The sequence below is a fragment of the Actinomadura violacea genome (genome assembly GCF_017573465.1).
Classification (GTDB): Bacteria; Actinomycetota; Actinomycetes; order Streptosporangiales; family Streptosporangiaceae; genus Spirillospora; species Spirillospora violacea.
Genome location: NZ_JAGEPF010000013.1, coordinates 226,853 through 253,092, shown reverse-complemented (window position 1 = coordinate 253,092; position 26,240 = coordinate 226,853). Strand labels below are relative to the sequence as shown.

The 26,240-nt window shown below is 68.1% G+C and carries 19 protein-coding genes and 1 tRNA gene; 12 read left to right on the top strand and 8 right to left on the bottom strand.

What is annotated here, in order from left to right; translation table 11 throughout:
• The first annotated feature begins 346 nt into the window (after positions 1–346).
• Both J4709_RS22255 and J4709_RS22250 read left to right on the top strand, forming a co-directional pair.
• Entirely contained in the window at positions 347–7,609 is a 7,263-nt protein-coding gene (locus tag J4709_RS22255) for an RHS repeat-associated core domain-containing protein (protein WP_208243704.1), read from the top strand.
• A 66-nt stretch (positions 7,610–7,675) separates the two neighbouring features.
• Positions 7,676–8,047 (top strand): hypothetical protein, encoded by a 372-nt coding sequence (locus J4709_RS22250; RefSeq protein ID WP_208243703.1) that lies wholly within the window; start codon positions 7,676–7,678, stop codon positions 8,045–8,047.
• A 721-nt stretch (positions 8,048–8,768) separates the two neighbouring features.
• Here J4709_RS22250 and J4709_RS22245 read toward each other — a convergent pair.
• The 3 genes from J4709_RS22245 to J4709_RS22235 all read right to left on the bottom strand — a co-directional run bounded on the left by J4709_RS22245 (position 8,769) and on the right by J4709_RS22235 (position 11,318).
• Positions 8,769–8,930 (bottom strand): hypothetical protein, encoded by a 162-nt coding sequence (locus J4709_RS22245; protein WP_208243702.1) that lies wholly within the window; start codon positions 8,928–8,930, stop codon positions 8,769–8,771.
• A gap of 982 nt (positions 8,931–9,912) precedes the next feature.
• A tRNA-Lys gene (locus J4709_RS22240) sits at positions 9,913–9,988 on the bottom strand.
• A gap of 43 nt (positions 9,989–10,031) precedes the next feature.
• A complete protein-coding gene (locus J4709_RS22235; protein ID WP_232383859.1) occupies positions 10,032–11,318 on the bottom strand; it encodes a cytochrome P450 in 1,287 nt (428 codons plus the stop codon).
• On the opposite strand from J4709_RS22235, the gene J4709_RS22230 reads away from it, so the two are divergent.
• Both J4709_RS22230 and J4709_RS22225 read left to right on the top strand, forming a co-directional pair.
• Complete coding sequence (locus J4709_RS22230; RefSeq protein ID WP_232383858.1) at positions 11,298–11,750, top strand: PaaI family thioesterase; 453 nt, start codon at positions 11,298–11,300, stop codon at positions 11,748–11,750. The genes J4709_RS22235 and J4709_RS22230 overlap by 21 nt on opposite strands.
• A 1-nt stretch (position 11,751) precedes the next feature.
• Positions 11,752–12,450, top strand: a complete 699-nt coding sequence (locus J4709_RS22225) for a dienelactone hydrolase family protein (protein ID WP_208243700.1) — start codon at positions 11,752–11,754, stop codon at positions 12,448–12,450.
• On the opposite strand, the gene J4709_RS22220 is transcribed toward J4709_RS22225, so the two are convergent.
• On the bottom strand, positions 12,447–13,304 hold the full coding sequence (locus J4709_RS22220) for an ADP-ribosylglycohydrolase family protein (protein ID WP_208243699.1): 858 nt from the start codon (positions 13,302–13,304) through the stop codon (positions 12,447–12,449). The genes J4709_RS22225 and J4709_RS22220 overlap by 4 nt on opposite strands.
• Positions 13,301–15,934 (bottom strand): ATP-binding protein, encoded by a 2,634-nt coding sequence (locus J4709_RS55665; protein ID WP_208243698.1) that lies wholly within the window; start codon positions 15,932–15,934, stop codon positions 13,301–13,303. Before J4709_RS55665 ends, J4709_RS22220 begins: the two co-directional genes overlap by 4 nt.
• A gap of 101 nt (positions 15,935–16,035) precedes the next feature.
• On the opposite strand from J4709_RS55665, the gene J4709_RS22210 reads away from it, so the two are divergent.
• Entirely contained in the window at positions 16,036–17,109 is a 1,074-nt protein-coding gene (locus J4709_RS22210; protein ID WP_208243697.1) for an alkene reductase, read from the top strand.
• Positions 17,110–17,224: 115 nt separating this feature from the next.
• On the opposite strand, the gene J4709_RS22205 is transcribed toward J4709_RS22210, so the two are convergent.
• The gene (locus J4709_RS22205; protein WP_232383857.1) at positions 17,225–17,665 is read right to left on the bottom strand and encodes a C40 family peptidase; all 441 of its coding nucleotides are present in this window, start codon (positions 17,663–17,665) and stop codon (positions 17,225–17,227) included.
• A 960-nt stretch (positions 17,666–18,625) separates the two neighbouring features.
• Here J4709_RS22205 and J4709_RS22200 point away from each other — a divergent pair.
• The 5 genes from J4709_RS22200 to J4709_RS22180 all read left to right on the top strand — a co-directional run bounded on the left by J4709_RS22200 (position 18,626) and on the right by J4709_RS22180 (position 22,321).
• Positions 18,626–19,975 carry a glycoside hydrolase family 1 protein gene (locus tag J4709_RS22200; RefSeq protein WP_208243696.1) on the top strand — a complete coding sequence of 450 codons (1,350 nt, stop codon included), beginning with the start codon at positions 18,626–18,628 and terminating at the stop codon, positions 19,973–19,975.
• A gap of 135 nt (positions 19,976–20,110) precedes the next feature.
• Entirely contained in the window at positions 20,111–20,506 is a 396-nt protein-coding gene (locus J4709_RS22195) for an SCO5389 family protein (protein WP_208243695.1), read from the top strand.
• Between the two features lie 173 nt (positions 20,507–20,679).
• Positions 20,680–21,321, top strand: a complete 642-nt coding sequence (locus tag J4709_RS22190; RefSeq protein WP_307801428.1) for a nucleotidyltransferase family protein — start codon at positions 20,680–20,682, stop codon at positions 21,319–21,321.
• Entirely contained in the window at positions 21,318–21,554 is a 237-nt protein-coding gene (locus tag J4709_RS22185; RefSeq protein ID WP_208243693.1) for a BON domain-containing protein, read from the top strand. The genes J4709_RS22190 and J4709_RS22185 overlap by 4 nt, the downstream gene beginning before the upstream one ends.
• Positions 21,551–22,321, top strand: a complete 771-nt coding sequence (locus J4709_RS22180; protein ID WP_208243692.1) for a metallophosphoesterase family protein — start codon at positions 21,551–21,553, stop codon at positions 22,319–22,321. The genes J4709_RS22185 and J4709_RS22180 overlap by 4 nt, the downstream gene beginning before the upstream one ends.
• Before the next feature lie 133 nt (positions 22,322–22,454).
• Here J4709_RS22180 and J4709_RS22175 read toward each other — a convergent pair whose 3' ends face one another.
• Both J4709_RS22175 and J4709_RS22170 read right to left on the bottom strand, forming a co-directional pair.
• On the bottom strand, positions 22,455–23,468 hold the full coding sequence (locus J4709_RS22175) for a DNA topoisomerase IB (RefSeq protein ID WP_208243691.1): 1,014 nt from the start codon (positions 23,466–23,468) through the stop codon (positions 22,455–22,457).
• A gap of 7 nt (positions 23,469–23,475) precedes the next feature.
• The gene (locus J4709_RS22170) at positions 23,476–24,324 is read right to left on the bottom strand and encodes an SDR family oxidoreductase (RefSeq protein WP_208243690.1); all 849 of its coding nucleotides are present in this window, start codon (positions 24,322–24,324) and stop codon (positions 23,476–23,478) included.
• A 164-nt stretch (positions 24,325–24,488) separates the two neighbouring features.
• On the opposite strand from J4709_RS22170, the gene J4709_RS22165 reads away from it, so the two are divergent.
• Complete coding sequence (locus J4709_RS22165; protein ID WP_208243689.1) at positions 24,489–25,262, top strand: SDR family NAD(P)-dependent oxidoreductase; 774 nt, start codon at positions 24,489–24,491, stop codon at positions 25,260–25,262.
• Positions 25,263–25,270: 8 nt separating this feature from the next.
• A complete protein-coding gene (locus tag J4709_RS22160) occupies positions 25,271–26,035 on the top strand; it encodes a crotonase/enoyl-CoA hydratase family protein (RefSeq protein ID WP_208243688.1) in 765 nt (254 codons plus the stop codon).
• Positions 26,036–26,240: the final 205 nt, after the last annotated feature.

The following is a 26,240-nucleotide window of genomic DNA, read 5'->3' as shown; positions in this document are numbered from 1 at the left end:
ATGTCGCACGCGCCAGATAAACCCCCTGTCCGACGATCAGTCAACAGTGATCCATGTCACAACAAGTCGGTATTGTCAGGGATCTTTTCAAATCTGGCTCTTCGGTGGCATGCTTACGCCGCTCAACTCAACGATCTTGGCCCGGCGTCCTCGATGTCGGGCTCTGACTACCGCTGTTTGCTCCCGGCGTGCCTGACGTCGGTGCGGGCCGCTCGCGCGTGATCCGCATCGTCCGGCTCGTGTGCCGGCCGTCGGAAGTAGGGACGCGGTGCGCGTTACGGGCTGGACAGGTTGGCTGAGACGAGGATGGGTCGCTTGGACGGCCCGGTCACGGCTGTTTCGCGCGTTGACTGCTCTTGCGCTGTTCGCCCCACTGCTTGCGGCGATCGAATTTCTCAGTGATGACCCGTGGTCGCCGCACGCCCTGAGCGCCCTGGCGGTCCGCGGCGTCCACAAGATCAAGCCTTCTCCTCAGCAGCGAACCCAAAAGGTCAAGACCTACGCCGCCGGGAAGATCAGCTGGCCCGATGCCCATCAGAGCATTGCCACCTTGGACAGTAGCCAGGCGCTCGGAACCGGGCGTGGGCATCCCCGACAGGTGAAAGCCAAGGGCACGCCGGTATGGGTTCAGCCGACTCTGGCCAAAGACGGCAGATACCACGGGCCTTCCCAGATCAAAGTGACCATGGCCTCCCACGCCACGGCCACCAAAGCCCACGTCAATGGCACGATGTTCGCCGTCGCCCCTACCGCACCGGTAGCCGCGACAGGCGCCGGTGGGCAGGGGAGTGTCCGCGTCGGTGTGGACTATCACGACTTCGCGCATGCCTACGGCGGTAACTTCGGCTCCCGGCTGCGGCTGACCCAGCTGCCCGCGTGCGCGCTCAGCACGCCCGAACGCCCGCAATGCCAGACACAGACGCCGGTCGCGGGAGTCGGCAACAACGTGACAGGCGAACAGGTGTACGCCCAGCCCACAGCGCTGTCCAGCGGCCCGATGGTACTGGCTGCCAGCAGTGTGGGAGGACCCGCCGACAGCGGCGACGGCGGCAGCCCGGCCGGCTCCTACCAGGCGACCACGCTGAAGCCCTCCGGTTCCTGGAGCGGTGGCGGCTCATCAGGGTCGTTTAACTACTCTTATCCGATCCAGGTGCCGCCCGCGGCCTCAGCGCTGGCGCCGACTGTCGCGCTGTCCTACGACTCGGCCAGTATCGACGGACAGACCGTCGCGACGCAGGCCCAGGCGAGCTGGGCCGGCGATGGATGGGGCACCCCGCAGTCGTTCATCGAGCAGTCCTTCAAGCCGTGCTCGGACTCGCCCGAGGGATCCAAAGCACCACAATCGACGGCAGATCAGTGCTACGACGGCCAGATCCTCACCCTGTCGCTCAACGGCTCGTCCACCGCTCTGGTTTGGGACGCTGGCAAGAAGACCTACACCCCGGCCGACGACAACGGCGAGGTCGTCAAACGCGTCACGAACTCGGGCAATGGCAGCGGTACCCACGACACCGACTACTGGACCGTCACCGATCGCGACGGCACCGTCTACCAGTTCGGCCGCAACCACCTGCCTGGCTGGGCTTCTGGTAAGCCCGCCACCAACTCGGTTGACACCGAACCGGTGTTCTCCGCGCACTCAGGCGACCCTTGCTACAACGCCACCTGGGCGTCCTCCTGGTGCACGATGGCCTACCGCTGGAATCTGGACTACGTCACCGATGTCCACAGCAACGCGATGGCCTACTACTACAAGCAGGACACCAACGCCTACGTCCGCAACATGGCCTCCGGGCTCACCGAAGCACCCAACGCCAACCAGACCTATGTGCGCGACTCGCACCTGGACCACATCGACTACGGGTTCACCGACGGCGCCGCGTACTCGGTGAACGGCGGCCACGCCCCCAACCAGGTCATCTTCCAGACCGACGGCCGCTGCAGCCAAGGCGGCACCTGCCCCGCCCTGACCAAGGACACCGCCAAGAATTGGCCGGACGTCCCCTACGACCTCAACTGCACCGTCGGCGTCAAATGCCTGGTCGCCAGCACCTCGTTCTGGTCCACGGTCCGCCTCACTGGCATCAAGACCCAGCAGTACAACGGCACCTCCTACGCCCCCGTCGACTCCTGGGCCATCAAGCAAACGATGCCCGCGACCGGTGACGGCACCGCCTCCACCCTGTGGCTGTCCTCGATCACCCACACCGGATCCGACACCACCGCCGGTGGCGACGCCGTCACTCTCCCACCTGTCACCTTCACACCCACGACGCAAACTCTGCCGAACCGGCTCGACACCTCCCACGACGGTCTCCCACCGCTGCTGCGCGAACGCATCGGCACGATCGTCACCGAGACCGGCTCCAAGATCGCCGTCAACTACACCCAGGCCAACCCCTGCCAAGCCGGCAACAAGCCCACACCAGCGTCCAACACCACCACCTGCTACCCCGTGTACTGGACCCCGGTTGGTGACACCAGCCAATACCTGGACTGGTTCAATAAATACCAGGTGAGCGCTGTCGCTCAATCCGACCCCACTGGGCATGCGCCTGAGCTTTACACCAGCTACAAGTACCTGGGCGGGGGCGCCTGGCACTACGACGACAACGAGTCCGTCAAAGCCAAGTACCGCACCTACGGGCAATGGCGCGGCTTCGGCGACGTGCAGACCTTCACCGGCACTGGCACCGACGCCCAGACCGAGGAGGAGGCAACCTACTACCGCGGCATGTCCGACAACGGACCTGGTCCGTTCACCTCCTCCGACCAGGTCAACTTGAAGGACTCGCAGGGCGGTGTCCACGAAGACCTCGACCAACTCGCCGGCGAGACACTCGAGAGTACCGGCTACAACTATGCCGGCGGAAAATCCACCGGCTCGACGATCAACTCCTACTGGGTGTCAGACCCGGTCGCGAGCCGCTCACGCACTGGGTTGCCCGCGCTAACCGCGAACGTGTCCGGCCAGGTTGAGGAATGGACCAGCCAGGCCCTCTCCACCCCCACTGGATCGACCACCTGGCGCAAGACCGAGACCGATACCACTTACGGCAGCGACCCCAGCAAGCCCGCCTTCGGCCTTCCCCTCGTTGCCTACGCCCACGGCGATCTGACTCGCAGCGACCAGCGGCAATGCAGCATCACCACCTACGCGCCCGCCAACACCGGCAACAATGTGTCCGCTCTCCCCGCCGAAGTCGAAGTCGACGGCGTCGCCTGCGAAGGTTCCAGCCCCGACGGCGCCAGCGCCCCGACCTCGGGCCAGACCAACGCCCTTACCGCGCCCACCGGCGTCACTACCGAGGATCTGGTTTCCGACCAGCGCACCTTCTATGACAATCCGGCCATGGCGGCCTCGCTCAGCCAACAAGCCAACCCCACCTGGCCGCAAGGCACCCCAACCAAGGGTGACATCTCCGTCGTGCAGGTCGCCGAAAGCGGCACCCGCGGCGCGTTCACCTATCGAACCAAGTCAGCCGCCACCTACGACAAGTACGGACGCCCCGACAACGCCTACGACGGGCTAGGGCGACACACGCAGACCACCTACACGGCCTCACCTGGCGGACTCCCGACCGGTGCCAGCGTCACCAACCCTCTTGGCCAGGTGAGCAGCGCGGCACTGGATCCGCTACGTGGCCTCACCATCTCCACCACCGACCCCAACACCAGCGCTGTCAACACCGCCAACAGCACTAACAACACCACCACGACCGTCCACTACGACGGCCTAGGGCGCATCATCGCCCAATGGGGCAATGAACGGCCCACTTCCGCCCCGGCTAACGCGACGTTCTCCTACCAGGTGTCCAACACCGACCCGACCGTGGTCACCACCCAGGTGATGAACGAGGCACAGGGTCACAACACCTCCACCCTGATCTACGACGCGCTGATGCGACCTCGGCAGAGCCAAGCGCCGACACCGGCTGGCGGACGCCTGGTCACCGACACCTTCTACGACAGCCGCGGGTGGACCACCAAGACCAACAATGGCTGGTGGGATGACGGCACTACCCCCGGCGCCACCCTGGTTGGAGTTGCGGATTCCGAGATCGCCAATCAGACCGTCAACGCCTTCGACGGGGCGGGTCGCAATGTACTGGCGATCTCCTACGACAACACCAACGGCAACGACAACCACGTCAAGTCGCAGACTGCCACCGTCTACGACCAGTCCACCGGCTCGTCCGGCGGTAACAAGACCATTACCGTCCCCTTGGACGGCAACGGGACGCCCTTCGCCGGTGGTGGTGCCAAGGCCACCGTTACCGACGCCCTGGGCCGCACTGTCGAGACCGACGACTACACCACCCTGCCGACCGTCAAAGTCGCCATCAGCGGCGGTGCCCCGATCACCACGGTCTCGGCCACAGGCGGCACCGTCCAGCCCACTACCTTCACCATCAGCAAGGCCGGCCGACAGACCGACGTCAAGGACTCCACAGGCCATGACTGGTCGAGTACCAAGAACCTCCTCGGCCAGATCACCAGCAAAGACGACCCTGACGCAGGCAGCTCCACCATCATCTACGACGCGGTTGGCAACATCGCCCAAACGACCGACGCGCGCCACAAGACGATCTCCTTCACCTACGACGCGCTCAACCGCAAGACCGGAGAGTACGACGCGGCCACCACTGACCAGCACGACTTCGGAACCAGCGGCGCCAACCAACTCGCATCCTGGGCCTACGACAACAGCAACAACGCCGTCACCGGCATCGCACGCGCCATCGGCAAACTGACCACCACCGCCTCCTACGTCGGCGGCAACGCCTACACCAGCCAGATCACCGGCTTCAACGTTTTTGGTGAGCCACTCGGCACCACCATCACCATCCCGACAAGTGAAGGCGCGCTCGGCGGTACCTATACCTTCCGGGAGCGGTACGCCACCAACACCGGCCTGCCCATCCAGGACATCTTCCCGGCTGCACCCCAAAGCGCGCTCCCGGCCGAGAACGTCACCCACGGTTACACCGGTTCGCTGTGGTTGCCGACCAGTCTCGCGGGCGCCGCCCACTACGCCGACAAGACCGACTACACCGCCTACGGCCAGGTCTCACAGGAAGAAATCGGCGCCAACACCGGTGACCACGCCTTCCTCACCAACGCCTACGACGCACACACGGGTGCGCTCACCGACAGCAACATCGTCAACACCGCTGTTTCCAACACGCCGATTGACGAAACCGGCTACACCTACGACCCAGCCGGCAACCCCACCAAACAGACCGAAGTCCGCCAAGGTGCCCAATCCGAAACCCAATGCTTCGGCTACGACACCCAGGACCGCCTCATCCAGGCGTGGACCGCGACCGACGGCTGTAAGAACGACCCATCCACTGGTGACACCTCCACCATCGGTGACGGCGTTGCCGGCGGCACTTACTGGACCACCTGGACCTTCAACGCCCTCGGCCAGCGGAAGGCCCAGATCCAGCACAACCTCACCGGTGGCGCCGACCACACCACCACCTATGCCTACGACGGCAACAGCGCCAGCCAGCCTCACACCCTCACGGGTACCACCACCACGGGCGGTACCAGCGACGCCACCACCTCTTACACCTACGACGCCGACGGCAACACCGCCACCAGAACCACACCAGACCAAGGTCAGCAAGCACTCACCTGGGACGACACCGGAAAACTCACCGCCGTCACCGGCGAATCCGGAGGCTCCAGCTACATCTACACCGCAGACGGCGGACTCCTCCTCCAGAAAGACCCCGGGAAAACCACCCTGTACCTCCCGGGCGAACAACTCGCCCTCGACACCCAAGCCGGCACCATCACCGGAACCCGCTACTACGCCCTCCCCGGCGGCGGACAAGCCATCCGCACCGGCGGCACCTACACCTTCCAGGCCAGCGATCAGCACGGGACCGCCACCCTCACTCTCGACTCCACGCTGACCACCCCTACGTGGCGACAGCAGGACCCCTACGGCAACCCTCGTGGCACCACCCCCGCGGTCTGGCCCGACAACCGTGGCTTCCTCGGCCAGCCCAACGACACCTCCACTGGTCTTACCAGCCTCGGAGCCCGCTGGTACGACCCCTCCGTCGGAGCATTCGAATCGCTCGACCCACTCTTCGAAGCTACCGACACCCAGCAACAGAACGGCTACACCTACGCATCCTCTAATCCCATCACGGGCAGTGATCCTTCGGGCCTCCACACAGACGGCTGCGAAGTCAACCATGACTGCAGCATCCAAAAGATTCAACATCCCGATTGGCCCACCGGTTCGCAACGCTGCAACTCCTATTGCGGTGACACAAACGTCCATGGTGGTGCGAAAAATACCGCATCCGGGCGACGGCAAAATGAGCTCGGCCAAGCCGCACTCCGGTACCTAGAACTGCTTGAGGCCGCCGCGCGCAAGAGGCTTCTCCAATCGAAAATTACTGCACAGCTCGCCAAGATTACGGCTCTTAAAAAGCGGATCAGCTTCTACAACTGCAACGACATGACCGACGCCAGCCCGAGTAAGGCGGCTGGCTGCGGGGGACTGCGGCTCAGCGACGATGACCTCCAAGGGGTAATTAGTGCCTTCGAAGCCCTCAGTGAACTAGCAGGCCAACTCACAGGAAATCCCTATACCGACGAACTGGAGCCAGAGGCCGAAGCGGCAGTAGAAGAAGAAAAGGCCATCCTGGGAAAGGTGCATCTATCTGATGGCAATATAGGGGAAATCGAGTCTGACCTCGGCCAGGCGCAGAAGGTTCTGCAGGCGCTCAGAGACGCGGCCGGCTGCATGAGTTTCGTCGGACCTACAAGAGTCAAGATGGCCGACGGCTCCGAAAAGGCGATCAACAAAATCAAAGTTGGCGACGAGATCGCCGACGCTCTTCCAGGGACGTCCCCGGGCGAGCGCGATCAAGTCCACACCGTGACCGCGATCCACGTCACCTACACGGATCGCCACTACACGGACGTCACAATCGCCACGCCGAACGGCCCCCGTGCGATCAAGGGTACGAACAACCACCTCTATTGGGACGCCACGACCCGCGCATGGACGAGGGCTGACCAACTCCACGCTGGCCACCGTCTCCAGTCCGGCTCCGGCGCCACGGTCCGTATCCTTAAGGTGCGCGACCACAACGACCGAGCCGTCACCTACAACCTCACCGTTGACGGGCTGCATACCTACTTTGTGGCGGCTGCCGGTGGCAGTTCCGTACTGGTTCACAACAACGTGGGCTGTGACGGACCACTGGTGCTCGGTATCGGAAAGCACTCCGATGCGCTGGCAGTGAAAGTCGGCGGTCATACTTTTAATGGTCCAGAATACGCAGAGATCATCGGACAGGTCGGGGGAAAGCCTTATGCTCAATGGATGGCGAACGTCACAGGATCACTAAAAGCCAACTCGCGGGTCGCCGTCGCGCTCGATGGATTTGACGGTGACGACCCTTCAGGAAAATTTATGGCGGCATACAAGGCTGGAAGAGGGAATGACTGGAGAGCCACGGAATGGGAGATGGGGCAAATTGGGTCAATGGTGCAAAGAGGGTACCTTGACTGGGAGAACGTCACCTTCTATGAAGGAGGGAAGGTTGTGGATATCCCTAAGCCCGAGGGGTGGTGAAGGTGCCGTCAGGCGATATGATAGTGTCATGTACCGGAACTGCTATTCCGATGAAAGTGAATGTGTATGAGTTCTCAGAAAGTGCTGTTTGAGTCGGCTCGCTTCTTCAAAGTCTGGCAGTATACGGTCAGTCACCGGCGACTGCTTTTGCGTAGCAGTAGGGAACGCCCGCCGAATACGCGCATTGATCTACATTTCGGCGCCGTCTCCTTTGTGCTGCTCTATCCATTCTATGATGGGCTGAGGATTCGCCATCCGGATTCTGAAGAGCTGGAAATGGTCGCGCAACTCTCTGGTGACGTTCCATCCGGCGCGCATGTGTACCTTATTGAAGGAAGTCGCCCGAGCTTTATTATCTCGGGCCGGATGCAATGGCATGAAGATGAGGGCGGGACGAGTGATCCGTCCTGGTTCGGGCACATGCTTGGGACGCCGTGACCTGGAAGGTATCACCGTATCGGACGAACAGGCGATTGCGGCGACTGCGGGAGCTGCTAGTAAGTTCGAAAAACCGGGAAACATGAGTGGCGTGCTATACGTGGAGGGGGTAGGAGACCCGTTTCTCCTGTCCTCGGGAAGCGAGAATCTTCCACCAGAATACGTTTGCCTTCCTGGCGAAATGCCACTTAGCGTGAGTTGATCAAGATTGTGATTTGCGAATTTGTGGGTGTCCGGCGGGTCTGTGGGATTGTGGGGGTGTGGTTGTTTACGGTCGCATCGTGGCTGTGGACAGGGCGCCTGCGGGCGGGCGGTTGACCGATCAGATCTCGCTGGGTGTGCTGACTGCCTCGGTCGGGCGTTAGAGTGTTTCGTATATCGCCTGGTGCGCGGATCTGCTGGATCGTGCCGCCTGATCGTGCAGGTCGTCTGATTTTCGATGAGATGTGAGAATTGGTCGAGTTGCAATCCCTCGATAGGGTGACAAGTTGCTGGTGTATGGCTGGGCGGCATTAGCTGCGATCACATGTTGCAGATCAGCGACAGCACTTGGGGCGTTGGCCCGCGGGGTTCGGTGTGAGCGTTGTCCCTGCCGAAAACCTCGTCCACGCGGGTTAAGCGGCATGTTCGTACTCGTTGAGGATTCCGCCCAAACGTTGCCTTCTTCGGACGTTCAGGTAGGCGATCTGGTCTAATTCGTTGATCGGCGGAGGCAGCGGCTTCAATGGGCGAGCGTTAGCGATGCTCTGATGCGGGCGATGCTCGCTGAGAAGACCTCGAACTCACGGAGCGCGTGGAGCAGGTGCCGCTGGTTCCAGATCAACATGCGGTCCAAGAGCTCAAGGCGGCAGGTCAGCACCCACCGCTCCAGCACCGCGTTCATCCTGGACACCCGCACTCCCGTGACCACCGGCTGGATGCCAGCATCGGCCAGGACGGCGTCGACCAGGTCGGGGAACTGCCATCGCGGCCGCGGATCAGGAACCGTGCCCGGCAGCCGGCGTCCTGAGGGCCCATGACCAGGTTCCGGGCCGCCTGGCTCAGCCTCGCTGCGTTCGGGTGAGCGGTGACGCTCAGAACCCGGATCCGGCGGGTGTGATGCTCGATGACCGCCAGGACGTACATCCGCGCACCTGTAAGCGTGACGGTTTCCAAGAGTCAGACGCCAGCAGCGCCTCAGCCTGGTTCCGCAGGAACCCGGGTGCACCTGCCGGCAGCCACGCCTAGGGTTCTCCCGCACCAGGCGAAGGACCAGCAGCCGGATGGAACGGACGGTCGGTGGCCGACCCGGACGTTTCGGTTTCGAGCGGGCGCCATGCCGACCAGCGATCAGGTCGCGGTGCCGACGCAAGACCGGGTCCGGCCGTACCAGCAACCGCATCCGCCGCAACGCCACGAGAGGCAACCCGGTGCAGTAACGCCGCCGGCAGCGCCCGATCCGCCGCAGTGAACCGCTTCCTCTTCCGACTGGCCGGCGCCCCGGCACGGCGATCTGATGCCGCAGCACCAGGCTCTCAGCGTCCTTGTTCCGATCGGTCATTGGGGGCAGGCAGAGGGCCGCGAAGGTGTTCACCACGGTCAAGTAGGCCAGTCGCAACACCACAGCCGCTCATCAGCTCGCGACGACCGCCTCGCCACGCCTCGTCCCTGCGAACTGATCAAGCCCCGCACCAAAACCCACTCCCCTGCACGGACGTAATCTTCGGCAGGCACATTGTTCGAAGGTGGCGAGTCTCGGGCCTGGCCGGGGTGCTTGAAGGCCCACGGCGAGCCCGCGAGCCAACATCGAGCTAACAGGGGAACGAAGCGGGGCATCCAGGGCAGGGGGCAAACCGGGGCGTTCTCGCGTTTGCCCTGGTCAGGGGTGGTGGGTCGCGTGGGACTCGAACCCACAACCTACGGATTAAAAGTCCGGAGCTCTGCCAATTGAGCTAGCGACCCGTCCCGCAAGCGTACCGAGAGCGGGGAGGGGTTCGCGACGGGGTTACCGGGCCGGGGTGAGGCGGACGGGGAGGTGCTTGAGGCCGTTCTGGAAGTTGGAGGCCAGGCGGACGGGCGGGCCGGTGCGGTCGACGCGCAGCGGGAGGAGTTCGCGGAAGACCGCGCGCATCTGGGTGCGGGCGAGGTGGGCGCCGAGGCAGAAGTGGGGGCCGAAGCCGAAGCTGACGTGGTCGTTGGGGGTGCGGGCGACGTCGAAGCGGTCCGGGTCGGGGAAGACGGTCTCGTCGCGGTTGGCGGACGCGTGGTAGACGACGACCTTCTCGCCGGCCTTGATCTCGCGGCCGGAGAGGGTGACGTCGCGGGTGGCGGTGCGGCGGAAGTCCATGACGGGCGGCCAGTAGCGGAGCATCTCGTCCACGGCCGTGGGCAGCAGGGACGGGTCGGCGCGCAGCCGGGCGAGTTCGGACGGGTGGTCCAGGAGGGTGAGGAGGCCGCCGGGGATGCCGTTGCGGAGCGTCTCGTTCCCGGCGACGGCGAACAGGAAGAACATGTTCTCGAACTCGTGGTCGGTGAGTCCGCCCTCGAGCATCCGGGACATGATGTCGTCGGTCGGGTTCTCCTTTTTGACCGCCGCCAGCGCGTGGGCGTAGGCGAACATGTCCGCCAGCGCGGCGTAGGAGCGCGGGTTGACGGGGCGGCCGTCGGGGTGGGTGAACGTGGTGGGGCGGTATTGCATGGCCTTTTGGGCCATGGGGCTCATGGAGGCGACGTCGGCTGTGGAGAGGCCCGCGTACTCGTCGTCCTGGTAGCCGATGACGCGGGACGCCCAGTCGTACAGGAGCCGGCGGTCCTCGTCGGGGACGCCCATGATGTGGGCGAGCGTCCATACGGGCAGGTCGGCGGCCAGCTCGACGAAGTCGGTCTCCTTGCGGACGGCTGAGGCGATGAGGGCGCGGGCTCGTTCGTCGATGGTCTGCTCTAGAGCGCGTACCGCGCGGGGGGTGAAGGCGGCGGCGACGATGCGGCGCAGGCGGGAGTGGTCGGGCGGGTCCTGGTTCAGCATCATCGCGCGGACGAAAGCGAGGTCCTCAGGCGTGTCGGGGTCGCGGATCTGGGTGGCGCCGAGGTTGGACGAGAAGAGCTCCGGGGAGCGTAGAACGTGTTTCACGTCGGTATGCGAGAAGACCGCCCAGTAGCCGGTGCCGGCGGGCCAGGAGCCGACGGCGGGTTCGGGGATCCAGGCGACCGGCGATCCGGCGCGCATGTCCCGGAACGCGTCGTAGGGGACCCCGGTGGCGTAAGTGGCGGGATGGAAGATCTCCTCGTGCATGCCCCAAGCGTGCATCATGACGGTGTGACGGTGAAGCCTGCGGACGCTGCCGGGATCCTTCGTGACAACTTCGCGCCCTGGGTGCTGGAACTGGGGCTCGTCGTAGAGGAGGTGGGGGACGGGACCGCGGTGCTGCGGTTGCCATGGTCGGACCGGCTGGCGCGGGAGGGCGGCGCCATGTCGGGGCAGGCGCTGATGGCCGCCGCGGACACCGCCGTAGTCATCGCTGTAGCGGGGGCCAAGGGCGGCTTTGTGCCCATGACCACTGTGCAGCTCAATACGGCGTTCATGCGGCCTGTGGTGGGGACGGACGTCCTGGTGACGGTGAAGCTGGGCAAAGTGGGGCGGACGCTGGCGTTCGCCGACGTCGTGATGGCGACGGACACGGCGACGGTCGCGCAGGCCAGCGCCGTTTACGCGATCATCGGGTGACATGACCCGAATCGAGACGGTGAAGGTGCCGGAGGGCGAGTTCCGGCTGCACGTGTGGACGCCCGAGCGCGGGCGCGGGCCGGGGATCCTGCTCATCCAGGAGATCTTCGGCGTGGGCGAGTACATGGAGGCCGTGGCCGAAGACCTGACGGCCATGGGCTACGTGGTGGCCGCCCCGGACATGTTCTGGCGGATCGAGCCGAACTGGACGACGGCGCACAGCGAGGAGGCCCTGCCCGAGGGGCTTTCGATGGTGTCCCAGTTCGACTGGGGCAAGGGCCCGGAGGACGTGGAGGCCGCGCTAGAGGCGCTCAAGGGGCTGCCCGAGGTGGACGGTCGCGTCGGCGTCCTCGGGTTCTGTTTCGGCGGCACGCTGGCGTATCTGCTCGCCACACGTGCGGAGGCGGACGCTGTGGTGTCGTTCTATGGCAGTGGTGTCCCGGCGGCGCTCGGTGCGCTGGACGCGGTGCGGTCGCCGTTGCAGTTCCACTTCGGCGGGTCCGACGACTACATCCCGAGGGAGGACGTCGCGGCGGTGGAGCGCGCCGTTGCGGGACGGGACCGGATGGAGATCCACGTGCAGGAGGACGGCGGCCACGCCTTCCACAACCGCAAGGCCCCGATGTTCCACCAGCCGGAGCCGGCGGACCGGGCGTGGCGCCTCACGGAGGACTTCCTCCGTCGCTACCTGCCCGCCTAGTAGCACCACCTGGGGAGCGGCTCGGTTTCGCTGAGCCAGGCTGCGGGCGGGCGTCCGACTATGCCGCCGACTATCGCGCACGTGGTGTCGATGTCGCCGCCTGCGGCCGCCGTCGTCCAGAACGCCCGTTCGTAGTCGTCCAGGTGCCGGGCCGCCGCCCAGAGGGTGAACGGCACCGTGTCGTGCGCGGCGACCTGGCGTCCGTTGCCGAGGACCGCTGCGGCGGTCGCCGGGTCGCCGATGGTCAGCAGCTTGCGTGCTTCGGTGATGCCTTGGCGGACCGTGCCCTGTGGTGTGCGTCCTAGGACCTCGTCGAGGAAGGCGCCCGGTGACGGCTTGCCGGGCGCGATCGACGCGGCCACGGCTACGGCGATCGCGCCTGCGACGGCCTCCGGATGGGGGTGTGTCACCTCCGCGCTAAGGGCAGCTTGGCGAGCGGCCTCGGACGGGTCGCCTGCGAACCAGGCCCCTACGGGGGCCACACGCATCGCGGCTCCGTTCCCCCAGGAGCCCATGCCGTCGAAGGGCTCGCGGGCGAGCGTCCGCCAGTCGCCGCCTTCCCGGACGAGCCGCAGCAGACGTCCGGTGGACGGGCCATAGCCCCGGTCGAAGTCGTGGTGCTCGGCGAAGCTCGCCGCTAGGGCGTCCTGGTCGATGGCGCCGTGTTCGCACAGGACGAGATGGATGGACGCGGCCATCTCCGTGTCGTCCGTCCACTGCCACGGCCCTGGGGGAAGCGTCTGGGCCTCGTAGGTGGGGCGGTTCTCCGGGACGAAGAACTGGGATCCGAGTGCGTCCCCTACGGAGAGGGCCAGAAGCGAGCCGTGCGAGCGTTCCGCGGCGGATGCGGTCATGTGGCCGATGGTTCCAGAGCGAGGCGGGAGAGTTCCTTGCGGGAGGAGATGCCGAGCTTGGGATAGGCCTTGTAGAGGTGGTACTCGACCGTCCGGCGGCTGAGGAACAGCTGCGCGGCGATCTCGCGGCTGCTGATGCCTTCGGCGGCGAGGCGGACGACCTGGAGTTCCTGAGGGGTGAGCCGATCGAGCAGCACCGGCGCGGTGGGTGTCGAAGCAGAGCCGGACTCGCCGGTCGCGCGCAGTTCGGCGCGCGCGCGGTCCAGCCAGGGCTTGGCATGGAGCCGCTCGAAGACCTCCATGGCGGAGCGAAGCGGCGTACGGGCGTCGGAGCGGCGTCGTGCCCGACGCAACCATTCTCCGTAGAGCAGTTCGGTCCGGGCCTTCTCGAACGGGCGCGTGGACTTCTCGTGTAGGCGGACGGCCTGTACGTACGGGTCTTCGCAGTCGTCCAGCAGTGCTTCGCATCGCAGCGCGATGGCCATCGCCCAGGGCTGCTGTACGGCGTCCGCCCAGGCGCGGAAGCGGTCGAACGGTGCGCGGGCGCGTTCCGGTTGTCCGGCGCGTACGGCCACCTCCACGAGGTCGGCCGCGGCGAGCATGGCATCGGCGCTGTATTGGCGGGGCACGGCTTCGAGATGGCGGAGCGCGTCGTCGTACCGTCCGAGCCCGAGTTCGAGGAGGCCCATCGCCGCGTCGGACCTCTCCGGCATGTCATGCAAGCGGGACTCGTCGCCCTCCACGGCCGCTACCTGGGCGAACACGGCGGAAAGCCGCCAGTCCCCGCTGGGCAGGCCGGTGTCGCAGGCCAGCGAGATCGCCTCGATCAGCGTGGCCTCCGCGTCCGCGTGCCGGCCCGCCGCGACCTGCGCCTGCGCCTGCGTGCGCAGCACGCCCGGCAGCGCTCCGATCAGGCCGTTCAACCGGCAGCGCGCGGCCTCGACGGCGGCCAGTTCCAGCGCCGCGTCGTCGTCGCCGAGGATCAGCGCGAGCCGCGCCGCCTCGTCCAGGCCGGCGGCCACGGCGGGCTCCGGCGTGGTCGTGCGCGCCTGCGCGACCAGCCCGGCGAGCAGCGGAACGCCGCGCGAGAGGTCGTCGCCTGCCAGATGCGCGAGGCCGCCGACCAGCGCGTCGTCAGGCAGAGATCTGGCGGCGCGCAGCAGGGCGGGTGCCTCGCCGGAGGTCCATGCGTAGGCGGCGCCCGTGCGCAGCATCGCCGTCTTGTCATCCGGCTCCGCGTAGGCGGCGTGCTCCACCATCATGCGAGCGGCGGTGCGCCGGTTGCCGCGCTCGTACTCGACCACCGCGCGCACACGGCCGAGCCTGGCGAGCTCTGCGGGATCGTCGGTGAGTGTGCCCGCTCTGCTCGCGAGATCCTCGGCCTCGTCGGGGCGACCGGCCTGGAGCGTCATGGTGGCCGCGGCGCGCAACCGCGCGGCCTGCACGTCCCGGGCAGGGGTGAGGTCCGCCGCCTGCTGGAAGAGCCTCGCCGCCGTGGCGTACCCGGTGCGCTTCCGCGCGCGCTCTGCGGCGTCCTGCAGATCGACTGCGACGTCCTCGTCCGGCCCCATGGCCGCTGACGCACGGTGCCGTGCCCGGCAATCGGCGTCTTCGGACGAGGACGCCAATGCCTGATGGACGGCGATACGGCACGCCGCCACAGCACCCTGGTAGACGGCGGCTCTGATCAGCGGGTGGCGGAAGGTGATGGACCGGCCGCTCACCTCCACAAGCCCGTCCCGTTCCGCGTGCTCCAGGTCCGCTAGGCCGACACCCATTTCGCGCGCCGCGCCGAGCAGGCTCGGCATGTACCCGCGTCCCTCGGCGGCGGCTATGAGCAGCATCAGGCGGGTCTTATCGGGAAGCTCGTCGATCCGGCTCTGGAACCGCGTGACGACCCGGTCGGTGACGGGCAGGGGCCGCGACTCCTCCGGCAACCGGTCCCCGGCCATGCCGAACTCGCGCAGCGCCAGCGGATTTCCACTCGACTCGTGCAGGATCCGATCCCGGATGGACGGCGACAGGCCATGCTCGGCGAGGAACCGCACCGCGTCGTCGCGCCCGAGCCGCTCAAGCGGCAGTTCGGGGAGGCCGGTGCCGGTGAACGCGTCGTCCCGCGCCGCGAACAGCATCACCACCGCCTCGGCCGCCAGCCGCCGGGCGGCGAACAGCAGCGCCTCGGCGGTCGCGCCGTCGAGCCACTGGGCGTCGTCGACCAGGCAGAGCACGGGAGCGTCCTCGGCGAGGTCGGCCAAGAGCGTCAGGACGGCGAGGCCGGTCGTGAACCGGTCCCGGGCGGGCGGGACGTCACCGGACGGCCCGAAACCGCTCAGCGCGGCGTTCAGGGCCGCCGCCTGCGGTCCGGGAAGGCCGTCCAGGCGGTCGCGGACGGGCCACAGCAGCTGGTTGATCCCGGCGAACGCGATGCCCGACTCCGCCTCGATCCCGGTCACCCGCAGGACGCGCGCGCCGGATTCGCCGGACAGCAGATCCGCGGCGTGGTCCAGGAGCGCCGACTTGCCGATGCCCGCCTCGCCGCGCAGCAGCAGCGCGCCGCTGCGCCCCTCCTCGCGCGCGCCCGCGAGGAGCGCGGAGATCCGCGCTTGTTCGTCGTTCCGCCCGTAAAGCACGAATCCAAAGTACGGGGCGTACTACCGAAACCTTACTGATTCGCCGTGCACCTCCCCGCTCGTAGCTTCTTCACCAGCGAGAACGCCACTAGGAGGACGTCATGGACGAACTGTTCGAGGAGCTGTCGGCCGGGAAGCTGGAGCTGTCGAACCGGTTGGTGATGGCCCCGATGACGCGCAGCAGGGCCGTCCACGACGGCAAGGTGACCGCGCTGCAGGCCGAGTACTACGCGCAGCGGGCCGGCGCGGGCCTCATCATCACCGAGGGGACGCAGCCCAGCGTGCGGGGCCAGGGCTATGTCTGGACGCCGGGACTGCACAGCGACGAGCAAGTGGAAGCGTGGCGGACGGTCACCGACGCCGTGCACGCGGAGGGCGGCGTCATCTTCGCGCAGCTCATGCACACGGGACGCGTCGGGCACCCCTCCCTCTACCCGGACGGCGGGCTGCCCGTGGGGCCGTCCCCGATCGCGACGGGCGAGCAGATGTGGTCGCCGGAGGGCATGCTGGAGCACCCCGAGCCTCGTGAGATGACCCTGGAGGACATCGCCGAGGCGGTCGCCGACTTCGCCGCGGCGGCGCGCAACGCCATCGCCGCCGGTTTCGACGGCGTGGAACTGCACGGCGCCAACGGCTACCTCATCCAGCAGTTCCTGGCGGACGGCAGTAACAAGCGGACCGACGCCTACGGCGGCACTATCGAGAACCGCATCCGCTTCGCCGTCGAGGTGGCGAAGGCGACCGCGGACGCGATCGGACCGGAACGAGTCGGCTTCCGAGTGTCGCCGGGTAGCCCCGCCAACGGCATCAGCGAGAGCGACACCGGCGAACTGTACGACGCGCTCGTGGCGGCACTGGCGCCTATGGGGCTCGCCTACCTGCACATCATGGAACTGGGCGACCGGGAGCAGACGCGCCGGATCCGTGCCGCCTGGCCCGGCACGCTCATCCTCAACCCCCACCCGACGCCGGCGTCGTTCCCGTCCAAGCCGGAGGACGGTGTGGAAGCGCTGCGGGAGGGCGTCGCCGACGCGGTCGCTTTCGCCGAACTGTGGCTCGCCAACCCGGACCTGCCCGCCCGCATCAAGGCCGGTGGCCCGTACAACGAGGCCGACCGTGCCGCCTTCTACGGCGGCGACCACCGCGGCTACACCGACTACCCGGTGCTGTCCTAGGCGGCACTCAAGGCCGAGGGCCCCGCGCCGGTGACGTCCGGTACGGGGCCCTCGCCTGTGCGTGCCGCCTTCACGCAGGCGTCGCTGTGTCCGCCTGCGTTCGTCTGTGGGCGGGTCAGTAGCCGGGGCGGACGCCGCCGTTGAACTGGCTCTTGTAGTAGTGGGTCAGCTTGATCTTCTTAACGTGCGAGCCCGAGTGGGGTGCGTGAATCATGTAGCCGTGGCCCACGTAGATGCCGACGTGCGTACGGCCGCTGTAGAAGAAGAGCAGGTCGCCCGCCTTGGCGCCCTTCCAGGAGACCTTGTGCTTCACCGCGCGGTAGATCTGCTGGGTCGTGCGCGGAAGCTTCACTCCGGCCTTGCGCCAGGATCCCTGTGCCAGACCTGAGCAGTCCCACGAGCCCGGTCCCGAACCGCCGTAGCGGTACGGGTCGCCGATCTGCTTGTAGGCGTACTTGACGGCGGCGGTCGCGCGCTTGTTCTGCTTGGCGGCACGGGACTGGGTCGCCACGGTCTTGGTGGCCGTCGCCTTGCTGGTCGTCGCCTTGGTGGCCAACGCCGCGAGCGCGGTGCGCTGTGGTGCGTTCGTGGCGGCTCCCGCAGGACCCGCGGTCAGGAGCGTGGCTCCGAGCGCCGCGGTCGTCGTGAGGATGAGGCCACCAGCGGTGATGCTGGTCTTCAGGGGGTTTCGGGGGGTATGCAGGATGACTCCAGACCTCGCGGTTGGTGCCTACCGGGCAGCCGTCACCCCCGCGCGTGAACGCTCAGGGATTCGGGATGCGCCGCGGCCGTCCGGTGCGCGCGGCGCCATGGGAGGGCGCCGCGGCCGGGGCCGCTGCCGGCTCCGTGCTTCTCGTCTGCACGGATGAGGCGATCGACGCGGGCGTGCTCGTTCGGCGGCGCCGCATGGGCGTCCTGGCGGACGGTGCCGGCCCCTGGCGAGAGACCGGACGCGTGCCGCGTGCCGCGCGTCGGTTGCGTGTTCTGTTGTCCGAGCGGCCCGTCGTGCCGCATGAACCGGGCAGGAACGTAGCCAGACTCCAGCGGCTCAGGCAAATCTCAGGTAGATCACGAACCTTCCCGGACGGACGCGACGGAAGGGGCGACCGTGGTGCGGCCTGCGCAAATCGAGATCATTTTCGGAAAATTGTGAAGTGGGTCACAACCTGCGAAAACGCGGGTGAACAGCCGTTCTGGACGGGCGTCTCGGGACCTGGTTATCCACAGAACGCGGTTCCACTTCCGGTCTCCGGACGGCGGTGCTCGACTGGAGTGGCCGCCGGATCCGAGGGCGGTTTCCGTCATCCGGAAGGAGAACGATCAATGGTCGGAATTGTGTTAGTTGCATCACCTCCCACCAATGTGTGGCGGATCGAGGACGCTGCGTTGCCGGATCCGGCCAGCTGCCGGGGATTGACTCCCGCCCCTCCCGGCCCTGTAGTCCGAGGGAGATTCATGTCCGGTGCCCGGAGGGAGTCCCGTGTTCCGCAGGTCCGGCAGAACGCGCCTCGCGCGCGTGCTCCCCGCTCTCCCCGCTCTCGCCCTCTCGGTCGCCCTGACGGTGACCGTCTCGCCCACCGCCCAAGCCCGTACCGCTCCCGCCGCGTCCGCCCCGAAGACGGCCAAGTTCCCGCCCGGATTCCTCTGGGGCGTCGCCACGTCCGGCTTCCAGGGCGAGGGCTCCTTCCCCGACAGCAACTGGACGCGCTACATCAAGCGCAAGGCGCCGGGGATCAGCGACCCGTACAAGAACTCCGTCGACTTCCTGCACCGCTACCCGGGCGACGTGGAGCTCGCGCGCAAGCTCGGCGTGAAGGTGTTCCGCACCTCGATCGAGTGGGCCAGGATCGAGCCCAAGCGGGGCGTCCGCGACCCCAAGGCGATCGCCTACTACGACGACCTCATCCGGCGGATCCGCGCCGCCGGCATGCGGCCGATGATCACGCTGGACCACTGGGTGTACCCGGGATGGGTGGCCGACCAGGGCGCCTGGGACGACCCGAAGACCCAGGCGGACTGGCTGCGCAACGCCCGGTTCATCGTGAACCGCTACAAGCACCAGGGCGTCCTCTGGATCACCTTCAACGAGGCCAGCGCCTACATGTTCAAAGAGCTGACCATGCGGCCGATGAACCTCGGGCAGCTCGCCGCCATGCGGACCGCGCTCACCAGGACCCACCGCGCCGCCTACGACATGATCCACAAGATCGACCCGGGCGCCCCGGTCTCCACGAACGTCGCCTACGGGACGGCGCTGAACGGCATCTTCGACGCCGCCCTGTTCAACGACGTGACGGACAAGCTCGACTTCATCGGCATCGACTACTACTACGGCGCCAGTGCGCAGAACCTCACCGCCGCCTACGCGGCGACCGGCGAGTTCTGGAAGATCGACCCGGAGCCGGAGGGCCTGTACTACGTCCTCAAGAGCTACCAGCGGCGGCTGCCGAAGCTGCCGGTGTACGTGGTCGAGAACGGCATGTCGACCGACAACGGCAAGCCGCGCCCGGACGGCTACACCCGCAGCGAGCATCTCCGCGACCACGTCTACTGGGTGCAGCGGGCGATGGCCGACGGGGTCAAGGTGATCGGCTACAACTACTGGAGCCTCACCGACAACTACGAATGGGGCAGCTACCGGCCGCGCTTCGGCCTCTACACGGTGGACGCGCTGACCGACCCGTCTCTGGCCCGCCGGCCGACCGACGCCGTCGCGACCTACCGCTCGATCATCGCGAACCGCGGGGTCCCGGCCGGATACGTGCCGGTCCGGCGCCCGGCCTGGTGCTCGGTCGAGGACCCGGTCGCCACCTGCTTCGGCACCACCCCGACCCCGCCCGCCGCCTACGCCGCCCCGGCGCGCTGAACCTGGCGCGCTGAGTCCGGTGCGCTGGACCCGGTGCGCTGGACCCGGTGCGCTGAATCCGGCCGCGCGCTGGAATGATAATCGTTTTCGTGCGACCCTGAATCCGTCCGCACCATGGAGGAAGGGAGCACGGCCATGTCCTTGACCGTCGACGACCGGCTGCTGGAGAAGGCGATGCGGGGGGAGGTGGACGACGCCTCGTTCGTCGCGTGCGTCCGCGACTCGCTGCCCTACGCCTGGGAGGTCGTCAGCGGCGTCGTCGCCCGGATGCGCGAGGGCGGTGACGGGTTCGCCGACAACCGGACCCCGCCGCCGGACGAGCGGGCGCGCGGCGAGTTGCTGCGCGTCCTGGCCAGTGACGCGATGCGCGGTGCCCTCGAACGGCACTTCGGTGTCCGGCTCGCGTTCCAGAACTGCCACCGCGTCGCCGCGTTCGACCTCGGCGCCGCCGGTGCCGCCGATCGCCACGCGCGGTTCGTCTCGCCCCGCGCCCAGCTCCTGAACCAGTCCCCGGAACTCGTCGACTGCTGACCCGCCCCACCCCGCCCACCGCACCCCCGCAGCGGCCGGCGGTTGGAGCGGCCCTGCCGTGAGAGGCATGGCCGGCCGCTGCGGGCGGCGGGGGCGGGCAAGAGGCGGGCAGGGGTATGAGCTGGGGAAACTTGGGTACCGGCGCGGTGAGTGCTAGGAACCAGGGGATTCGCGTGGGGGATGTGCAGGCCGGGACGAGGCGCGCCGCGAGCGTGCCGAATCTCGGCGTCGTGCGGGGCAGCGGGTCGCCGGGCCCGGGCGGAGCCGGGGACGGGCTGCTGCTGAGCCTCAAGCGGGCCGCCGCCGCGCTGCGGGACGCGGGGATCGAGTACGCGCTGGCGGGCGGGTTCGCGGCGTACGCACACGGCGCGGCGGTGTCGACGCACGATGTGGACTTCGTCGTCCGGGAGCGCGACGTCGAGGACGCGCTGGCCGCGCTCGCCGGGGCGGGCATGGGGCACCTGGACAGCCCGGAGAACTGGCTCACCAAGGTCTTCGACGGGGAGCACCTCATCGACCTGATCCACACGCCGTCGGGCCGTCCGGTGGACGGCGCGCTGCTCGGCCGGGCCACCGAGATGGCCGTCGGGGCGGTCTACATGCCGGTGCTGCCGGCGACCGACCTGGTGGTCATGCGGGTGCTGGCGTTCAGCGAGACGGCCTGCGACTTCAGCGGGTTCCTGCATGTGAGCCGGTCGCTGCGCGAGCAGGTCGACTGGCGCCACGTGGCCGAGGAGACGGCGGAGTCGCCGTACGCGTACGCGTTCCTGACCCTGCTGTCCCGGCTCGGCGTGATCGAAGGGGGCGTGCCGTGACCGAGTACCTGCCGGCGCACATCCAGGAGACGCTCGCCGCGCGGGCGCACGAGCTCGGCATCCGCGTGGACGTGCGGGGGAGGGTGGTGCATCTGCGCGGCGAGGTGGCCAGCGAGGAGCAGCGCCGGGAGGTCGAGGACGCCGCCCGGGTGGCCGCGGAGGGGCACGAGATCTGCAACGAGGTGCACGTCGTCGCGGTGCCGGAGCCCGACGGGGAGGAGAGGCTGTCATGATCCGTGTGGCGGCGGCCGGGGACCTGCACGTGGGGGCCGACATGGCCGGGACGTACCGGGCGCGGCTCGGGCAGCTGGCCCGGCAGGCGGACGTCTTCCTCGTCGCGGGCGACCTGACCAGGCACGGGACGGTCGAGGAGGGCCTGGTCGCGGCCGGTGAGCTGCGGGACCTCGGCGTCCCGGTGGTCGCGGTGCTGGGCAACCACGACTACCACTCCGACCAGGAGGACGGGATCTGCGAGGTCCTGCGGGACGCGGGCGTGACCGTCCTGGAGGGCGGTGGGACGGTCGTGGAGTGCGACGGGATGCGGCTGGGCGTCGCGGGCGGCAAGGGGTTCGGCGGCGGGTTCGAGGGCAGGTGCGCGAGCGATTTCGGCGAGCCGGAGATGAAGGCGTTCGTGCGGCACACCAAGTCGTTCGCCGATCGGCTCGGCACGGCGCTGCTGGAGCTGGACGCGGACGTGCTGGTGAGCCTGACGCACTACGCGCCGGCCGAGGACACGCTCGAAGGCGAGCCGCCGGAGATCTACCCGTTCCTCGGCAGCTACCTGATGGGGGAGGCGATCGACGCGGCGGGCCCCGCGCTGGCGATCCACGGGCACGCGCACAAGGGCACGGAGAAGGGGATGACGCAGGGCGGCGTCCGGGTCCGGAACGTCGCGCTCCCGGTGATCCAGCACGCCTACGCCCTCTACTGCCTGGACGCAGCGGAGGCGGCCGGCGCGGCAGGAGCGGGACGTGCCGAGGAGCGCGTCTCCGCCTGGTGATGAACGCCTGGTGATGAACGCCTGGTGATGAACGCCTGGTGATGAACGGCTGGTGGTGAGCGCCCGGTGGTGAGCGCCCGGTCGTGAGCGCCCGGTCGTGAGCGGCTGTGATAAGCGGCTGTGATGAGCGGGGTCAGGATCTGAGGAGATCGATGACGGCCTGCTCGACGGGCCCCTGGGTGGCGAGTTCGCCGGGGGAGGCGTCCACGCCGAGTTTGCTGAGCGCGGGCGCGATCGTGCGGCCGTCCTCGTAGAGGGAGATGATGCGCGGGTCGATGTAGGAGGCGCGGGCGACGGCCGGGGTGTTGCCGAGGTAGGCGGAGACCTCCTTGACGACGCGGACGACGGCCTTGCGGCGGGCGGTCTCGCCGGTGCCGGCGCGGGTGGAGACGGCGAGGCCGACGGCGGCGAGGACGGTGGCGTGCCAGGTGCGGAAGTCCTTGGCGGTGAAGTCGCCGCCGGTCACCTCGCGGATGAAGGCGTTGATGTCGGAGGCGGTGACGTCGTGCCAGCCGGTGCGCGTCCGGTAGGCGAGGAGTTCGGGCGAGTCGTCCTTGCGGCGCTTGAGGCCGGTGACGACCTTGCAGACGTTCTCCTCGGCGACGGACTGGTACCGGTCCTTCGAGCCCTTCGCCGGGTAGTCGAAGGCGACCTCTCCCCGCCGGCAGGTGACGTGCTCGCGCAGGACGGTGGCGAGCCCGAACGTGCCGTTCTCCGCGGCGTACTCCTCGCTGCCGATCCGGAAGAACCCGAGGTCGATGAGGCGGACGGCGGCGGACAGCACGCGGTCGCGGCGGTGGCCGCGCCCGGCGAGGTGCCCGGCGAGCGTGTCGCGGACGTCCGGCAGCCGTTCGGCCAGGTCGAGGACGTGGTCGTGCTTCTCGCGGTCGCGCTGCTCGCGCCACGCCTCGTGGTACAGGTACTGGCGGCGGCCGGCGGCGTCGGTGCCCATCGCCTGGATGTGGCCGTCGGCGTCGGGGCAGATCCACACGTCCCGCCAGGCGGGCGGGATGACGAGGGCGCGGATCCGGGCGCGTTCGGCGGGGTCCGCCAGGGCGCGGCCGTCGGGGCCGAGGTAGGTGAAGCCCCTGCCGCACCTGCGCCGCGCGAAGCCGGGTTCGGAGGGGTCGCTGCGCTGGAGTTCCATGGGCGCCTCAGCCCGGATGGATCTCGCCGCCGGCCGGCACCAGCGTCTGGCCGGTGTAGTAGGACGACTGCCGGTTCGCGGCGAAGAAGACATAGGAGGGGGCGATCTCGTCGGGGTCCGCCGGGCGGCCCATCGGGGACTGGCCGCCGAAGCCCTCGACGCGCTCGGCGTCGAAGGTGGCGGGGATCAGCGGCGTCCAGACGGGGCCGGGGGCGACGCAGTTGACGCGGATCTCGCGGTCCATGAGGTTCTGTGCGAGAGAGGTGGCGAGGGTCATCGCGGCGGCCTTGCTGGCGGCGTAGTCGATCAGCGTCTTGTTGCCGCGCAGCCCGTTGATGGAGCCGGTGAACACGATGGACGATCCGGGTCCCATGTGGTTCAGGGCCTCCTGGACGGTCCAGAACAGCGCGTACACGTTGACGGCGAACGTCCGCTGGAGCTGCGCGTCGTCGATCTGGCGGACGTCCTTGACCGGCGTCTGCGTGCCGTGGTGCAGGACGAGGACGTCGAGTCCGCCGAGGTCGCGGACGGCGTGCTCGACGACCTCGCGGCAGTGCCGCTCCTCGGCGAGGTCGCCGCCGAAGGTGAAGCAGCGGCGGCCTTCGGCCTCGACGAGGGACGCGGTGTGCCGGGCGTCGTCGTCCTCTTCGAGGTAGGTGAGCGCGACGTCGGCGCCCTCCTTGGCGAACGCGACGCAGACGGCGCGTCCGATGCCGGAGTCGCCGCCGGTGACCAGCGCGCGCCTGCCGTCGAGGAGGCCGCTGCCGGTGTGGCCGCGCATCTCGTCGCGGGGCTCGGGCGTCATGTCCCCCGTGCGGCCTGGGTAGGGCTGGCTCTGTGCCGGAGGTTCGGTCATGCCGGACGGGTGCCCGGGGCTTCCCGGGGCAAACGCCCGCCGTATTGTGACTCCCGAGTAACATCGCGCCCGGGCAATCCGCCGGGGTGTGAGCAGAACGTCGGGATGACGTCTGGGTAACATCATCCCGAACCACATTCGGTCCCTCACGTAAGGTGCTGCTTATGGACCTGAACGGAGTTTCCGCCGTCGTATCCGGTGGCGCGAGCGGCCTCGGTGAGGCCACCGTCCGCGCGCTGGCCGCCGAAGGCGCCAAGGTCGTCGTCGCCGACATGAACGAGGACAAGGGCAAGAAGGTCGCCGAAGAGGTCGGCGGCGTCTTCGTCAAGACCGACGTCTCCAGCGAGGAGCAGGTGCAGGCCGCCGTCCAGGCCGCCGTCGACACCGGCGCCCCGCTGCGCGTCATCGTCAACAGCGCCGGCATCGGCTGGGCCTCGCGCACCGTCGGCCGCGACGGCACCCCGCACGACCTGGCCTCCTACGAGACCGTCATCCGGGTCAACCTGATCGGCACCTTCAACCTGATGCGCATCGGCGCCGCGGCGATCTCCAAGACCGAGCCCGCCGACGCCGACGGCCTGCGCGGCGTGGTGATCAACACCGCGTCCATCGCCGGCCTGGAGGGCCAGACCGGCCAGATCGCCTACTCGGCCTCCAAGGGCGGCATCATCGGCATGACGCTGCCGGCCGCCCGCGACCTCGCCGCGATCGGCGTCCGGGTCAACACGATCTGCCCCGGCATCATCGACACCCCGATCTACGGCGAGGGCGAGGCCGCCGAGGCGTTCAAGGCCAAGCTTGCCGCGCCGGTCCCGTTCCCCAAGCGGATGGGCAAGGCGTCGGAGTTCGCGCACCTGGTCAAGTCCCTCGTCGAGAACGACTACATGAACGGCGAGACCATCCGTTTCGACGGTGGCATCCGCTTCCAGCCGAAGTGAGGCACTGAATGACCGACGCTGTTCTGACGGAGGAAGACGGCGCCGTCCTCATCATCACCATCAACCGGCCGGAGGCCCGCAACGCGGTCAACGGCGAGGTGGCGAAGGGGATCGCGGCGGCCCTGGACGAGCTGGACTCCCGCAAGGACCTGTCCATCGGCGTCCTGACCGGCGCCGGCGGCACGTTCTGCTCCGGGATGGACCTCAAGGGCTTCCTCACCGGCGACAACCCGACCGTGCCGGGCCGCGGGTTCGCCGGCATCACCGAGCGTCCGGCGGCCAAGCCGCTGATCGCCGCGGTGGAGGGCTACGCGCTGGCGGGCGGCTGCGAGGTCGCGCTGTCCTGCGACATGATCGTCGCCTCCCGGGACGCCCAGTTCGGGCTGCCCGAGCCGAAGCGCGGGCTGGTCGCCGCGGGCGGCGGCCTGCTGCGGCTGCCGCAGCGGATCCCGTTCCACATCGCCATGGAGATCGCCCTGACCGGCGACAAGTACCCGGCGGAGCGGATGGCCGAGCTCGGGTTCGTCAACCGGCTCGCCGAGCCGGGCGGCGCGCTCGCCGCGGCCAAGGAGCTGGCCCTGAAGGTCGCGGAGAACGCCCCGCTGGCGCTCGCCGCGACCAAGAAGGTCATCGTCGAGTCCGCCGACTGGACGTCCGCCGAGGCGTGGAAGAAGCAGCAGGACATCACGCTGCCCGTCTTCACCTCCAAGGACGCGCAGGAGGGCCCGGCGGCCTTCGCCGAGAAGCGCAAGCCGAACTGGAAGGGCGAGTGACCGCCTTCCGCCGGTGATCCGCGGCCGGTGAGTGGAGGCGCGTCCTCCGGCCACCGCCCCTCGCACACCGGACGACGCCCGGAGCCGCAACGGCTCCGGGCGTCGTCGTGTCCGGGGGCGGTCGCGGCCTGATCCGGCCGCCCGGAAAGTCCCTCTTACTCGGAAGTAAGTCTTCCCGTACTCTTTGCCGTGCGCTTGAACTGAT